Consider the following 12,728-nt stretch of genomic DNA (forward strand, 5'->3'; position numbering starts at 1 on the left):
GGTGTAGGGGTATCCCGTTCGGCTTCCGGCGGGGCGTGCCGTACACTTGACGATCGTTGCCGCCTTAGCTCAGTCGGCTAGAGCGACGCACTCGTAATGCGTAGGTCGACGGTTCGATTCCGTCAGGCGGCTCCACGGAAAGGCCCAGGTCACCGGCTTGATTGCCGATCATGACCTGGGCCTTTTGCTTGCAGTCGGAAGGCTGAGCAGCCAAGCGAGCAGCCAACCTACTCACCCGACCACAGCGCCCCCTCCAACCGGGAGGCCGCTTCTCGGGCGATCTCCGGGGCCACATGGGCGTAGATGTTGAGGGTGACGCTGATCTGCGAATGGCCGAGGATCTCCATGACCACGCGGGCGGGTACGCCCTGGGCGAGTAGGACGCTTGCCGCTGTGTGCCGCAGGTCATGAAGACGGACCTGCCGTAAGCCCGCCCGCCGGATGATCTCCCGGAACGATCGGTAGTCGTTGCGGGGGTGGATGGGCGTGCCAACAGCGGTGGCGAAGACCCGGACGCGTACGGACGCTACGCACAGAGCTTGTAAGCGAGACGTCGGCGGGACGACGCCGTTACGGTTGGGCGTTGCCCGGGCGGTGTGCGACGTCCGGGTTGTCGATGTAGGCGGTGGCTTCGAGTTGCTGGCGTTCTTCGGGGGCGAGTTGGCTGTAGTAGGTCCAGAAGGTGCCGAAGGCGTCGCTGAGCGCGGGACCGTAGGCGCTGGTGAGGGCGGCTGTCCTGAGCGTGATGTTGCCGTTGAGGACGGCGCGGGCCATCTCGCGGAGTTCAGGTTGTGGGCTGTCGGCGAGCCGGTCGAGGCTGTCGCGCAGTGCTTTCATGCGGCGGGGGTCATTGCTGGCGATGTCGGTGATGTCGCTCATCGGGTGGCGCCGGCCGCGACGAGGGGATGGTCGTAGCCGTTGCTGCCGGGTAGTGCGGGAAGTTTGACGGATTCGAGGTCGCCGAGCCGGTGGGTCAGGGCGGACCGGAACGCGAGGACGGCGGCGTTGGCGTGTTGGTAGAGCTGTGTGGCTTGGCCCCACAGCTTGAGCATGTTGGCGACTTCAACGGCGGCCACGCCGTAGCCGATGACGGCGCCGACGCCGGTTGCCGCGGTGATGGTTCCGGCGGCGGCGGAGATGCCGGCGATGATGGCCGCGTCGATGAGGCCCTTGATGACGCCGCCGAGCGATTCACCGATGGACCAGACGGAGTCGGCCATGACCTTGTACTCGTGGCCGATGTCGTTGAGCGGCCCCCGCAGGGCGGCGGTGGCGCCGGACAGTTGGGTGAAGTAGCTGTGTGCGGCGTCTCCGGCCTGTCCGTGCCACATCTGGTGCAGGGTCGTGGCGCCGGTCTGGACGTTGAGGGCCAGGTCGTGCAGCGCGTTGCCGGCGTTGGTGAGGACGGGTTGCATGGTGGCGAGGGCTTCCCAGTTGCCGAACATGCGTTCTTGCAGCCAGGAGATCGGGTCGAAGCCGAAGACGGTGTCGAAGCCCTTCATGGCCCAGGACGTGGGACTGATGTAGTCCATCCAGCCAAGGGCGTTGGGCGGTGAGTCCGGTTCCGGTGGCGGGGTGAGACTGCCGGTCACATCGCGCAGGTCGACAAAGGGCGGTGGGGGACAGGCGAGGGTCCTGAGTTCCTCCTCCAGCGCTGTCGGAGGCTGGCAGGGGATGGCACCCGGTAGGGTGCGATCCAGGTCTGATGCTGCCCTGACGTCAGTCTTGCGGTAGTAGCCGGCGGCGGCGGTCAACTCCGGCCCGGAGGCGTCGAGCAGTGCGTTCAGCCGCTTCATCGTGTCCGTGATGACGGTGGTGGCGTGCCGATGGCCGTCGGCGGCGATGGCGATCAGTTCGCCCCCGGTGGCCTCCTGGGTGTGGTTGCCGATGTAGCCGGAGATCGCGGTCGCGTCGCCACTCGCGCGATCCAACTGTCGGGCGTAGTTGACCAGCGCGCCAGGTTCGACGTTGAAGCTCATGGTTAGAGGACCGTGGCGACGAGCACCAGCCCGGCCAGCCCGATCACCACGAGCGCGCTGGATGCCATCAGCAGCCTGACCGCCAACGTGTGCTGGTGACGAGCCGGGTAGTAGACGGCCCCGGCTATCCCAGCCAGAACGAGGACGAGCATCGGGATCAGCCGCAACCCGTCTGCTGCGCCGATGACTGTGGCGAACACGCCGACGAAGCCGAAGAAGATCGCCACGTTGGCGATGGCGTTTCGGAGGTTGGAATACGCGGTGACTTGCAGGTCAGCGACCGCACCCCGGAGGTCCCGCTCGGCTTGCCCTCGCTCCTCAGGGGACATTGACTTACGAGACTTCCGCCGGCTCTTGTTACTCCCTGCCACCATGCGAGTGACGATAGCAACCATCGACCCGATGAGGCTGTCCCCGTATGCCACTCAGAAGGGCGGCGAGGAAGCAGCGAGAGCACCGATCGCGCTAGCCCGGCCTTGCTCAGCGCCACGATCGAACGACGTATCGAAACGCCGACAGGATAGGCCCGGATCCACCCAGCGGGGTTGCGGACAGCCGCCCGAGGCCGCCACACGGACAGACGAGGCGGGCCGGTTGCCTTCCGTCTTTACGTTGGCCTCATGGAGTGGGTAAATACCTACAAGGACTTGCTCGGTGTCGTGATCGCGACCCTGGCCGTGGGCCTGTCACTGAGCACCGTGCTCGTGCAGCGGAGTCAACAGCGACGGGATGCCTACAGGTACATGCACGAGCAACTCATCTCCCCCGAAATACAGCAGGGACGGCGGCTCCTGTTTGACGCCGGAAGATCGCAGCAGCTTCCCGACGATCGTTCCGAGAGCTTTTACCTGATGAACCGCGCAGTTGGCATGTACGACACCCTTGGCTTGTACGTCCGGCGTAAGGTCGTGCCTCGACGCTGGGTCCTTGAGGTGTGGCATCACTCGATACGCGACTCTCGGGCAGGTGCGGAGCTTCTCGCCGCCCATCGACGCACAGCCCATCACGCCTGGTCCCCCTGGCCGCACCTTTGGTATCTGCTAAACCAGGCAGAGCGATACAGAAGCAGGCTGCCGTGTTGCGTGACTCCTCGCAGTCCGCTTCCATCCGCTCAGAGGACGCCCGGGACGTTGGCGTTGCGCCGGCCGGAGCAGCCACGGGAGCAGCCAAGCCTGCGAACGGCGACGGACTCGGCCGGACCGCAGCAGAAGGTCGGCGGGGACCAGGACCACGACGACCACCAGGCCGCGACAGACTCGTAATGCGTAGGTCGACGGTTCGATTCCGTCAGGCGGCTCGGTACGGAAGCCCAGGTCATCGACCTGGGCTTCGCCGTTTCTCAAGGTCCACGAGACCGCCGTCGGGCGTGCCGGTCCGCAGATGGTCCGCGTCCCGCGCCGCGAATGCTGGCCGGTTGGGGACGGCGTCCAGGTCGTCACCGAACAGGCCCGCGTACACGTCCATCGCGACGAGGAAGCCGCGGCGTACGTCAAAGCCATGGAGAAACTCTGGATGGAAGCGGCTACGCGAGGATGCTCGCAAGCTCATCGTGCGGGTGGCTCATGCCCTCGGAGCTAGTCGCTCGATCGCCTGGCGGACGCGTGGGGCAGACCGGGGAGCAGGGGATCTCGCCGATGACAGCCAGTCGCGGGCCCCCGTACCTTGGCGTCATGGCGACTCTTTGGACCTTGGGATGCGATGCCGACGATCCGCAGCGGATAGCTGCCTTCTGGGCGCTCGCCCTCGGCTATGTCAAGGAACCTGGCTTCGACGAGCCCGACAACGCCTCCATCGTCGACCCGGACGGCCAAGGCCCTGCCATGAGCTTCCTGAAGGTGCCCGAGGGCAAGTCCAGCAAGAACCGCATGCATATCGACCTCCGGGTGGCCGGTCCAGGCCCCTGGGACATGGTCGAGCGGGCACGACTGATCCAGCAGAAGGTCCCCGCGTTGGTATCCGCCGGCGCGACGGTAATCCGGGAGGAGTGGTACGGCGACGTGCTCGGTCACGTCGTCATGCAGGACCCCGAGGGCAACGAGTTTTGCGTCGCTTGACGCCACGGCCAGTGCCCGCGATCGGGTATCCAGCTCTGCTACCACTCGCTGGACGGTCCACGACTGCCCGACGAGGAGATCCGCCAGCACTGGCACGCTGCCCGCATGAGTTACGACCTGGCGGTGTGGGAGGGCGATCTGCCCGCCAACGACGAAGCGGCCGGTGAGGCATACGAGGCCCATTATCAGCGGTACTTCGAGAGCGAGGAACAGCCGCCGACGCCGCGAATCCGGGCATACGTCGACGCCGTGGCGGCCCGATGGCCCGACCTGTACGGCCGCGACGCCGAGCTTTACCTCCTGTCGAACGGCCTCATCGATGAGGCGTCCGGCCCCATGGTCTACTTCACGATCCCGTTCAGCCGGTCCGACGAGGTCTCCTCGGAGGCCGCACAGATGGCCGCCGAACACGGGCTCGTCTGCTACGACCCGCAGTGGGAACACCTTCGCCCCGCTGCCGGTCACGACGACTGAACCCGAACTCTCACGGACCGTGGCGAACGGCCAGCCGTATCACTCCGTACAGGACGAGCAGATCGATGATCCAAACGGCCACGGAGGAGAGCAGGTCCCGAGAGGGGATCCCGACGACGACGCGGCTGCCAGCGAAGACAGCGGGGGATCAGTGTGCGATGTCGGGAGGCATTTCCGCTGCCAGGCCGCTGTGTGCCCAGCTCGGTGGGGCGGGCAACTTGATCGGGTATTGCGTAGGGCGACGATTCGATTCCGTCAGGCGGCTCGGTGAAGAAGCCCAGGTCATTGGCCTGGGCTTCGCCGTTTCTCAAGGTCGACAGCGGGCTCGTCAAGGCTGTGGACCGGTGGTGTCGGGCTGGAAGTGTGATCGGGACGGTGCTACTCGCGGCCGACCCAGGTGGCGACGCATGCCTCGTTGCCCTCGGCGTCGGCGAGGATCCACCACTTCGGCGCGTGCGCGTCGGAGACGAGGTGGCCGCCCGCGGCCAGGGCGGCGGCGACGCGGGCCTCGGCTTGATCGTGCGGGACGGCGACATCGAGGTGCATGCGGTTGCGTTGCGGACGCGCCGCGTCCATGTTCTGGAACCCGAAGCCTGGGCCGCGACGTGCCGGGTCGGCCAGGTAGTCGTCGCCGATCTGGCGGTATCCGAGCAGTGCCCGCCAGAACGGCAGCACCTCCGCGCTGACGAGTGCGTCGAGGGTGACGTTGATGAGCTGCACGGCGGTCGGGTCGGCGGGGATGTCCATTGCCCTGGCGGCGGCCGAGATCCGGCGGGCCAGCCCGATGTCGCGCCGGGACAGGGACACGGTGACGCCGGTGGGGCGCAGGTCGATACTCAGGTACTGCTGCTCGGCCTCGCCGGCGAGCCGACCGATCGCATCGACGAGCGCTGTGCCCTCGGCCAGCGAAGCGGTCCGGAAACAGGCCGAGACCACGTGGTAGAGGGATCGCCAGTCCTCGACACCGTCGGCCTCGTGGAACTGCCCGGCGGTGATCTGCGCAGTCATGCCAGCGAAGCTAACAGGGCCGCTGGTGGCCGGGTCAGCGGCCGTGACCGAGCCCCTGAATCGCTTCCCCGGTCGTGCCGCCACTACCAGATGACGACGCCACCACCGACCGCCCTGGCGCGCGTCACGGCGTGCCGCATGGTGGCCAGGTACCGGAGGATCCGATCCGCGTCGTGTCCCGTCGCGGCGGACAGGTGCCCGACGTTCCCCGCCAGGAGCGCGCACTCCTGCTCGAAGGCGTCGAGCTGAGCCGGTGAGACCTGGAGATTCCCGCGATTCTCGACGGTGATGTCCGCCAGTTGCGGCAGGATCGTCGCGCCGAGCCGCCGGGCGGCTGCCGAGCCCCACAGCTGATGGCGAACGCTCTCGGTGCCCACCGCCGTACTGGTTCCCGGCGGATCCGCCACGACGACCCGGCCGGCGTGGGCGGCGTCGTTCGGCACCCACACCGCGATGTCGAGGCTCATTCCGTACTCCCGACGGGTCGGATCACGGCCAGTGTAGGCGGCTTCTGCCCGGTCGCTGGCCGGGCCGGCGGCGAGGGGCGGCCGGATCAACCGTATCGACGCCGGTCGGCGTGTTCTGGGATCGTGGCCGCATGGAGAGCGTGGATCCGGGCGGGCCGCTGACCGACGCGGAGGTCCGGGAGCTGGTGCGGTTGCTGGCCCGGTTCGCGTCGCACGATCTGGACCAGTGGGAGAACTGGCGTGTCGACACCCCGCACGGTCCGGTGTTCATGTCCCTCAGTCGCACGGTGCTGCCGGACTGGCCGGAGGACGCGTTCGTCCCGATCTGGCCCCCGCCCGCGGACCGTCGCCACGGTTGGACGGTGTGGCGCCAGGACGACAACGGCAACCGGTACGAGGTCTCCCGGCACGCCAGCCGGGCGGAGGCGGACTCGACGGCGGCGCGGATGGAGGCCCGGGGCCACAAGCAGACCTACTGGGTCAGCCGATCGGGCTGACCATCGCGCCGGCGAGGGCCGGAGGCCTGCCCGTGCCCGCCCGATGGGCGATCATGGATGGCGTGCAGGACACGGTCGCCGTAGCGCTGATCACCTCCATGTCCACTCTGGCCGCCGCCGGCATGACCGGGGTGATCGGTGCGTGGGCCGCCCGTCGCCAGGTCACGAGCCATCTCACGGGGGCTCGGGAGGAGCGGGCGGAGCAGCGGGCGACGGAGAGGGCGCAGCGGCGCCGGGACGCGTACGTCGGGTTCCTCGGCGCGTGCGACCAGGCGTACCGCAGTCTCGACCGGAACTGGCGGCAGGAGAGTGGGGCGGGCCACGGGGAGACGTACCAGGCGCTGCGCGGTCTCGACGAGGCGTACAACATCGTCCTGCTCGAAGGGCCGGAGGAGGTCGCCCGGGAGGCGGAGCTGGTCACCGCGAGCATCAACGGCGAGTCCCGTGAGCTGCGGCGACTGCTCGGCGAGGCCACCCCGGAGCCGGACGGCGATCCGCCGGCCGACGTCCACGGGCCGCGGCGGCGGACCGCGATCGAGGAACGGGCGAGGCGCCGGGACTCCTTCGTCGACGCCGCCCGGGCCGCGCTGGAGCAGGCCGGGTAGAGCTCGGCGGGCGTCAGGCCGTCCGGTTCCGGTACGCCCGGGGTGAGAGCCCGGTGACCCGCTTGAACGCCACGCTCAGTGCGCTCTCCGAGCCGTACCCGACGGCGCGGGCGATGGTGGCCACGGTGTCCTCGGAGCGGCGGAGCCGGTCGGCGGCCAGCTCGATCCGCCACCCGGTGAGGTACTCCAACGGGCCGCACCCGACCACCTGCTTGAACCGGGCGGCCAGGGTCGAGCGGGACACGGTGGCGGAGCGGGCCACCGCCGCCACGGTCCACGGCCGTTCCGGGTGGGCGTGCATCGCCCGCAGGGCAGGGGCCACCACGGGGTCGGTCAGGCCGGCCAGCCAGCCGGCCGGGGTTCCGTGGTCGAGGTGCAGGCGCAGGATCCGGATCAGCATGACCAGCGCGAGGTGTTCGGCGACCAGCCGCCCGCCGGGGCGACCCTGGCGGAGTTCGGCGTCGATCTCCCCGACCGCCCACCTGACGGTTTCCGCCTCCGGCGTCGTCGCGGGCACGTGGATGACCGGTGGAAGGCCGTCCAGCAGCAGGCCACGGGACCGGTCGGTGAAGGAGAACGCGCCGCCGACCAGCAGGACCTCGTCGCCGGAGCCGGCCCGGGCCGGCCCGTCGGCCGCCGCCCGGAAGATCGGTCCGGCCGGTTCGGCCGACACGTCGGGGTCGCTGGCCAGGGTGTAGCCGACCGGCCGGGTCAGCAGGAAGCAGTCGCCCTCGTCGAGCGGCACCGGCTCCGGCGAGGTGTCCACCCGCAGCAGGCAGCGTCCGCGCCGTACGGCGTTGAACTTGACCCCGGTCGGCGGGTCGAAGCGCACCGCCCAGCGCCCGCCGGCGGACAGGGCGGCCGAGACGTGGCTCGTCGTGTCGAGCAGCGCGAGCACGTCGTCCAGCGGATCCACGCGACCTCCCTCCCTGGACGCCCGCTAAAGAGTGGCGGATTCCAGAGTACGGACAGTCCAGCGGTCCCGCCCCTAGCGTGGAGGTCATGACAGAGACCATCCGACTGAGCACCCCGTTCACGGCCCGCACCACGGCGGCCGAGATCCTCGACGGCGTCGACCTGACCGGCCGCCGGATGATCGTCACGGGCGGAGCCTCCGGTATCGGCACCGAGACGGTCCGGGCGCTCGCCGGCGCGGGCGCGGAGGTCACCGTCGCCACCCGTGCGCCGGCCCGGGCGGAGCCGCTGGTGGCGGAGTTCGCCGGCCGCGTCCACGCCGCCGCGCTCGACCTGGCGGACCTGACCTCGGTGGACGCGTTCCTCGCCGGCTGGGACGGCCCGCTGCACGCGCTGGTCGCCAACGCGGGCGTGATGGCGATTCCCGCCCGGCAGCTCACCGCCGAGGGGTGGGAACTCCAGTTGGCCACCAACTACCTGGGCCACTTCGCGCTCGTCCGGGGCCTGCACCCGTACCTGCGGGCGGCCGGGTCGGCCCGGGTGGTGCTGGTCAGCTCCGGCGCGCACCTGCGGGAGGCGTTCGACTTCGACGACCCGCAGTTCGAGCGGCAGCCGTACGACACCTGGGCCGCGTACGGCCGGTCGAAGACCGCCGAGGTCCTGCTCGCGGTGGGTATCGCCCGTCGGTGGGGCGGCGACGGGATCACCGCCAACGCGTTGAACCCGGGCTTCATCACCACGAACCTCCAGCGCCACATGGACGACGAGACGCTGCGCGCCTTCGGGGCGATGGACGAGGCGGGCAACCGCATCGAGCAGCCCTACTACAAGACGGCCGCCCAGGGGGCGGCGACGTCCGTGCTGCTCGCCGCGTCGCCGCTGGTCGAGGGCGTCACCGGGCGCTACTTCGACGACAACCAGGAGGCCGACGTGGTCGCGGGCGGTCCGGAGGCGACCGGCGGGGTGGCCGCCCATGCCGTCGACCCGGCCGCCGCCGACCGGCTCTGGGAGTACGCGGAGGCGGTGCTCGCCGGCCGCCGGTGACCGGTCACCGCCACCAGCGCGGTTCCCGGATCGGGTGCAGGGTCAGCCCGAGTTCCTCGGCGAACCAGCGACGCAACTGGGTCTCGACGACCAGGTGCTCGCTGGCCGCGTGGGAGACCCCGATCAGGGTCATGGTGGTGGTGGCGGCGAAGGCCCGGACGGCGGCGAACTTGCTGCGCCCGTACTCGCCCTCGATCCGGACGTGCAGCTCGCCGGTGAGGTACGCCTGCGCGCCGAGTCGTTCGGCGAGCGCCATCTGCTCGACGTGGTCGCCGATGCCCCCGACCACCGCCACCCGGGTCACGACGTCCCGGTCGGCGCCCTCGACCTCGACGGTGGTCACGCCGAACAGCTCCCGCGCCCGCCGCACGAGCGTGGCGGAGCTGACCGGTGGGACGTCGGCCACCAGCCCGGCGTGGCCGTCGCCGTACGGCCAGAACCGGTCGACGACGGTGCCGTCCAGCGCCTCCACCGCGGCGGCGGCCGTCCCGACCCGCAGCGAGACGTCCATCGGCGCGTGGCAGGAGTACAGGGAGAGCCCTCGTTCGGCCACGGCCCGCAGCCGCGCCGGGTCGATCGGCACGAAGCCCTCCGCCCAGGTGTCGTCCTCCGGGGAGCCGTTGCGGACGTCGATGGGATGGTGGGTGACCAGCAGGTCACCCGGCTCGGCCACGGCCAGCCAGGCGTCGAGCACCTCGGCCGACGGGAAGCAGGCGCCGTACACGGTTCCGACGTCGGGCCGTCCGCGCCGCATCAACCCGTTGAAGCGCTCGGCGAACCTGGGCTCGACGAAGCTCCGCCAGTCGGTGCCGGCCTCCTCGTGAACGCGGGGCAGGTGGCGGGACATCGCGGTGTCCGGCGGCGCCGTGTCGAGTTCGAACAGGCTGTCCAGGGCGGCGACGATCCGGTTGAGATCCACGCCCCGGAGTCTCGCCGCCCGCGGCGGGAGCGGCAAGCGTGAATACGCGGAACGAAGCGGGCCCGGCGGACACGGCCACGCGGCCGGTCCGCCGGGCCCACTCCGGCAGGGAGGAAGAAAGGTCTATCGCGGACCGACGGCGTCCCGCGAGGCCGGGATCCGCGCCGTCGCCTCCTCGGGCTCGGTCTCCGGCGGCGGCGGTTCCTCGTCGGTGTCCGCACGGTGCCGCGCCGCCGGATCGGGCAGGTCGGCCTCCTCGGACGGGAGTCTGTCCGGAGCGATCGTGCCGCGCCATCCGCCGGACTCCACCTGCCGGCCCTCGATGTACTCCTTGAACCGCGCCAGGTCGGACTCGGCCTGCCGGTCCACCAGGTGCAACCGCTCGCCGGCCTGCTCGACCAGCCCTTCCGGCTCGTACTCCAGGAGCAGGTGGACCTGGGTGCGTTCGGTGTCGAGCGGCGCGAAGCGGACGGTGCCCGCGTTGGTGGTGCCGTCGGTGGCCGCCCAGGCCACCGTCCGGTCCGGCACCTGCTCGACGATGGTGGCGTCCCACTCGCGTTGCACACCCGCGATCTCGGCGATCCAGTGCGTCCGCCGGTCGTCCAACTGGCGCACCTCGCGCACGCCACCCATGAACCGGGGAAACTCCTCGAACTGGGTCCACTGGTTGTACGCGGTGGTGACCGGCACGTCGACGTCGATGGACTTCTCGACCTTCCTGGTCATGACCACTCCTTGTCGTCCCGTCGTCTGCACCGGGATCGGTACCCCCGCAGATCCGGCCCAACCGGACGACCGGAGATCGCCCGCGCGGAGGGTCCGCCACGATCGCCCCGAGGCGACTGGCAGATCATCGGCGGTGACATCGCCGCCGCCGCCGCGATCTTCGCGCCGAAGACGTGACTCAGACGTAGAGCTTGCGGACGTAGTCCGGGCCGTAGTGCCGTTCCAGGTCGGCCAGGCTCTCCGCCACCGCCTCGACCTCCTTGACCAGCCGGGGCCGGGACGGGAGCACGTCGGGCTGCCAGGTCTCCGGCCGCCACAGCTCGGAGCGGAGGAACGCCTTCGCGCAGTGGTAGAAGATCTGCTCGACCGCCACCTCCACGGCGAGCACCGGCCGGTGGCCCTTGACCTCCATGTCGGCGAACCAGGGCGCGTCGCCGACCAGCCGGGCCCGGCCGTTGATCCGCAGCGTGTCGGTGCGGCCGGGGATCAGGAAGATCAGCCCGACGTGCGGGTTGGCCAGGATGTTGCGGTAGCCGTCGGCCCGCCGGTTGCCGGGCCGCTCCGGGATGGCGATGGTGGTGTCGTCGAGCACGAGCGCGAAGCCGGGCGGGTCACCCTTCGGCGAGACGTCGCAGCTGCCGTCCGCGCCGGCGGTGGCGATCAGGCAGAACGGCGAGGCGGCCAGCCACTCCCGGTCGCGGGCGTGCAGCGTACGGCGTTCCTTCGCCACCGCCCGGGGCATCGGCGCGCCCAGCAGGTCGCGGAGTTCCTCGGTGCTGGTGATCTCCCGTGTCGTCACGTCTTCCTCCCCCGTCCGTTGACCTTGACGACGGTTTCGGCCCACGACGGGCCGGGATCCGCCAGGGTCAGCCTAGGAGAGCGCGTCGAGCGCCGGGTTTGCCCCCGGTGCCGACGGGTAGGGACCGGATCGCAGCGCGTGTCCGGACGCGACGGATGGAGGCCGTGATGGAGAGCCGACTCAAGGTGCTCGGCCATCCCGTGCACCCGATGCTGGTGATGTTCCCGGTCGGCCTCTTCGTGACCGCGGTGATCTTCGACCTGATCGACATCGTGGGCGGGCCGGACTTCCTCGGCGAGGTGGCGTACTGGAACGTCACGGTCGGGCTGATCGGCGGCCTGCTGGCCGCGGCGGCCGGCGCCTTCGACCTGCTGGCCCTGCCCACCGGCACCCGCGCGAAGCGGGTCGGGCTCACCCACGCCGCCGCCAACGTGGCGGTGATCCTGCTCTTCGCCGCGGTCTGGGCGGTCCGGCTCAACGCGGACTCTCGGGCGGCCGGCGGCGCGCTGTTCGCGATCGAGGTGGTCGCGGTGGCGATCCTCGGCATCAGCGCGTGGCTCGGCGGGGAGCTGGTCGACCGGCTCGGCGTCGGCGTCGACCCGGAGCACGACCTCAACGCGCCCAGCTCGCTGCGACCCCCCTCGGCCACCCAGCGGATCGGAGACGTGCGATGACGGAACAGCGGGGCTGGCGGGGACGCCAGCAGGGTTGGGACCCGATGGGCGAGTTGCAGTCGCTGCGCTCCGAGCTGAGCCGCCTGGTCGGCGGCCGCTCCGGCACCCCCGACGTGGAGATGGCCGAGACCGCCGACGGCTGGGAGGTGGTCGTCCGGCTGCCCGGCGTGGCGCCCGAGGAGGTGGCCGTCGAGCTGGACGACCGCGAGCTGTGCGTACGCGCCCGCTCGGAGGCCGAGGTCAACGCCGACCAGGGCATCCCCGGCGGGTTCACCACCCGGGGCTTCGAATACCGCGTCGACCTGCCGTCCCGGGTGGACCCGGAGCGGATCGACGCGGTGATGGACCACGGCCTGCTGCGGGTGCACCTGCCCCGGGCGGCCCGGCCCGCGCCGCGCACCATCACCGTCGGCCGCACCGGCCCGCGCGCCGCCTCCGGCCGTACGTCGAGCCCGGCCGATCCGGCCGCCGACCGGGAACTGCACCACCCGGACACCACCGTCGACGAGATCGACAGGCCGTAGGGGTCGCGTGACCAGCCCGACGTCGCCGCGCCGCGACCCGGAG

17 protein-coding genes, 1 tRNA gene and 1 pseudogene are annotated in these 12,728 nt (G+C 70.6%); 8 read left to right on the top strand and 11 right to left on the bottom strand.

Going from position 1 to position 12,728, the window contains the following annotated elements:
- Positions 1-58: 58 nt before the first annotated feature.
- Positions 59-135, top strand: a tRNA-Thr gene (locus ACN27B_RS11965).
- A 92-nt stretch (positions 136-227) separates the two neighbouring features.
- Here ACN27B_RS11965 and ACN27B_RS11970 read toward each other — a convergent pair.
- From ACN27B_RS11970 to ACN27B_RS11990, 5 genes are all read right to left on the bottom strand, one after another.
- Positions 228-536 carry a site-specific integrase gene (locus tag ACN27B_RS11970; protein WP_422745935.1) on the bottom strand — a complete coding sequence of 103 codons (309 nt, stop codon included), beginning with the start codon at positions 534-536 and terminating at the stop codon, positions 228-230.
- A gap of 34 nt (positions 537-570) precedes the next feature.
- A complete protein-coding gene (locus tag ACN27B_RS11975; protein WP_422744952.1) occupies positions 571-879 on the bottom strand; it encodes a hypothetical protein in 309 nt (102 codons plus the stop codon).
- Positions 876-1,979: a WXG100 family type VII secretion target gene (locus ACN27B_RS11980; RefSeq protein WP_422744954.1), complete on the bottom strand. Its 1,104-nt coding sequence runs from the start codon at positions 1,977-1,979 to the stop codon at positions 876-878. Before ACN27B_RS11980 ends, ACN27B_RS11975 begins: the two co-directional genes overlap by 4 nt.
- A 2-nt stretch (positions 1,980-1,981) precedes the next feature.
- Positions 1,982-2,206, bottom strand: coding sequence for a hypothetical protein (locus tag ACN27B_RS11985; protein ID WP_422744956.1), 225 nt, complete (start codon positions 2,204-2,206; stop codon positions 1,982-1,984).
- A 459-nt stretch (positions 2,207-2,665) separates the two neighbouring features.
- Positions 2,666-2,968 (bottom strand): hypothetical protein, encoded by a 303-nt coding sequence (locus ACN27B_RS11990; protein WP_157779144.1) that lies wholly within the window; start codon positions 2,966-2,968, stop codon positions 2,666-2,668.
- A gap of 681 nt (positions 2,969-3,649) precedes the next feature.
- Here ACN27B_RS11990 and ACN27B_RS11995 point away from each other — a divergent pair.
- Positions 3,650-4,033 carry a VOC family protein gene (locus ACN27B_RS11995; protein ID WP_099164807.1) on the top strand — a complete coding sequence of 128 codons (384 nt, stop codon included), beginning with the start codon at positions 3,650-3,652 and terminating at the stop codon, positions 4,031-4,033.
- Between the two features lie 105 nt (positions 4,034-4,138).
- Positions 4,139-4,507, top strand: coding sequence for a hypothetical protein (locus ACN27B_RS12000; RefSeq protein ID WP_099162857.1), 369 nt, complete (start codon positions 4,139-4,141; stop codon positions 4,505-4,507).
- A gap of 378 nt (positions 4,508-4,885) precedes the next feature.
- On the opposite strand, the gene ACN27B_RS12005 is transcribed toward ACN27B_RS12000, so the two are convergent.
- The gene (locus tag ACN27B_RS12005) at positions 4,886-5,515 is read right to left on the bottom strand and encodes a VOC family protein (RefSeq protein ID WP_422744959.1); all 630 of its coding nucleotides are present in this window, start codon (positions 5,513-5,515) and stop codon (positions 4,886-4,888) included.
- 83 nt (positions 5,516-5,598) lie between these two features.
- Complete coding sequence (locus ACN27B_RS12010; RefSeq protein ID WP_253865997.1) at positions 5,599-5,982, bottom strand: hypothetical protein; 384 nt, start codon at positions 5,980-5,982, stop codon at positions 5,599-5,601.
- Positions 5,983-6,113: 131 nt separating this feature from the next.
- On the opposite strand from ACN27B_RS12010, the gene ACN27B_RS12015 reads away from it, so the two are divergent.
- Both ACN27B_RS12015 and ACN27B_RS12020 read left to right on the top strand, forming a co-directional pair.
- Positions 6,114-6,479 (top strand): hypothetical protein, encoded by a 366-nt coding sequence (locus ACN27B_RS12015; RefSeq protein ID WP_157779143.1) that lies wholly within the window; start codon positions 6,114-6,116, stop codon positions 6,477-6,479.
- Between the two features lie 62 nt (positions 6,480-6,541).
- Entirely contained in the window at positions 6,542-7,084 is a 543-nt protein-coding gene (locus ACN27B_RS12020) for a hypothetical protein (protein WP_422744961.1), read from the top strand.
- 13 nt (positions 7,085-7,097) lie between these two features.
- Here ACN27B_RS12020 and ACN27B_RS12025 read toward each other — a convergent pair whose 3' ends face one another.
- On the bottom strand, positions 7,098-8,000 hold the full coding sequence (locus ACN27B_RS12025; RefSeq protein WP_422744963.1) for a cupin domain-containing protein: 903 nt from the start codon (positions 7,998-8,000) through the stop codon (positions 7,098-7,100).
- Positions 8,001-8,086: 86 nt separating this feature from the next.
- On the opposite strand from ACN27B_RS12025, the gene ACN27B_RS12030 reads away from it, so the two are divergent.
- The gene (locus tag ACN27B_RS12030; RefSeq protein ID WP_422744965.1) at positions 8,087-9,043 is read left to right on the top strand and encodes an SDR family NAD(P)-dependent oxidoreductase; all 957 of its coding nucleotides are present in this window, start codon (positions 8,087-8,089) and stop codon (positions 9,041-9,043) included.
- Positions 9,044-9,047: 4 nt separating this feature from the next.
- Here the strand turns inward: ACN27B_RS12030 and ACN27B_RS12035 are convergent, their stop codons facing one another.
- From ACN27B_RS12035 to ACN27B_RS12045, 3 genes and pseudogenes are all read right to left on the bottom strand, one after another.
- Positions 9,048-9,962: a Nif3-like dinuclear metal center hexameric protein gene (locus ACN27B_RS12035; protein ID WP_099162853.1), complete on the bottom strand. Its 915-nt coding sequence runs from the start codon at positions 9,960-9,962 to the stop codon at positions 9,048-9,050.
- A gap of 279 nt (positions 9,963-10,241) precedes the next feature.
- Positions 10,242-10,688 (bottom strand): annotated as a pseudogene (locus ACN27B_RS12040) (SRPBCC family protein); the annotation flags it as partial.
- 178 nt (positions 10,689-10,866) lie between these two features.
- Positions 10,867-11,487 (bottom strand): pyridoxamine 5'-phosphate oxidase family protein, encoded by a 621-nt coding sequence (locus ACN27B_RS12045; protein WP_422744967.1) that lies wholly within the window; start codon positions 11,485-11,487, stop codon positions 10,867-10,869.
- Positions 11,488-11,654: 167 nt separating this feature from the next.
- On the opposite strand from ACN27B_RS12045, the gene ACN27B_RS12050 reads away from it, so the two are divergent.
- The gene (locus ACN27B_RS12050) at positions 11,655-12,161 is read left to right on the top strand and encodes a DUF2231 domain-containing protein (RefSeq protein WP_099164804.1); all 507 of its coding nucleotides are present in this window, start codon (positions 11,655-11,657) and stop codon (positions 12,159-12,161) included.
- The gene (locus ACN27B_RS12055; RefSeq protein WP_396820834.1) at positions 12,158-12,685 is read left to right on the top strand and encodes an Hsp20/alpha crystallin family protein; all 528 of its coding nucleotides are present in this window, start codon (positions 12,158-12,160) and stop codon (positions 12,683-12,685) included. Before ACN27B_RS12050 ends, ACN27B_RS12055 begins: the two co-directional genes overlap by 4 nt.
- Positions 12,686-12,728 lie beyond the last annotated feature (43 nt).

Origin of the sequence: Micromonospora sp. WMMD754, from assembly GCF_049315235.1 — a bacterium.
GTDB classification, from domain to species: Bacteria; Actinomycetota; Actinomycetes; order Mycobacteriales; family Micromonosporaceae; genus Micromonospora; species Micromonospora sediminicola.

What these genes read in the sequence shown, in the direction of transcription:
- ACN27B_RS11975 (WP_422744952.1), bottom strand. Translation starts at nt 879, where the DNA reads ATGAGCGACATCACCGACATCGCCAGCAATGACCCCCGCCGCATGAAA.
- ACN27B_RS11980 (WP_422744954.1), bottom strand. Translation starts at nt 1,979, where the DNA reads ATGAGCTTCAACGTCGAACCTGGCGCGCTGGTCAACTACGCCCGACAG.
- ACN27B_RS11990 (WP_157779144.1), bottom strand. Translation starts at nt 2,968, where the DNA reads ATGGGCGGCGAGAAGCTCCGCACCTGCCCGAGAGTCGCGTATCGAGTG.
- ACN27B_RS11995 (WP_099164807.1), top strand. Translation starts at nt 3,650, where the DNA reads ATGGCGACTCTTTGGACCTTGGGATGCGATGCCGACGATCCGCAGCGG.
- ACN27B_RS12000 (WP_099162857.1), top strand. Translation starts at nt 4,139, where the DNA reads ATGAGTTACGACCTGGCGGTGTGGGAGGGCGATCTGCCCGCCAACGAC.
- ACN27B_RS12005 (WP_422744959.1), bottom strand. Translation starts at nt 5,515, where the DNA reads ATGACTGCGCAGATCACCGCCGGGCAGTTCCACGAGGCCGACGGTGTC.
- ACN27B_RS12010 (WP_253865997.1), bottom strand. Translation starts at nt 5,982, where the DNA reads ATGAGCCTCGACATCGCGGTGTGGGTGCCGAACGACGCCGCCCACGCC.
- ACN27B_RS12015 (WP_157779143.1), top strand. Translation starts at nt 6,114, where the DNA reads ATGGAGAGCGTGGATCCGGGCGGGCCGCTGACCGACGCGGAGGTCCGG.
- ACN27B_RS12030 (WP_422744965.1), top strand. Translation starts at nt 8,087, where the DNA reads ATGACAGAGACCATCCGACTGAGCACCCCGTTCACGGCCCGCACCACG.
- ACN27B_RS12050 (WP_099164804.1), top strand. Translation starts at nt 11,655, where the DNA reads ATGGAGAGCCGACTCAAGGTGCTCGGCCATCCCGTGCACCCGATGCTG.
- ACN27B_RS12055 (WP_396820834.1), top strand. Translation starts at nt 12,158, where the DNA reads ATGACGGAACAGCGGGGCTGGCGGGGACGCCAGCAGGGTTGGGACCCG.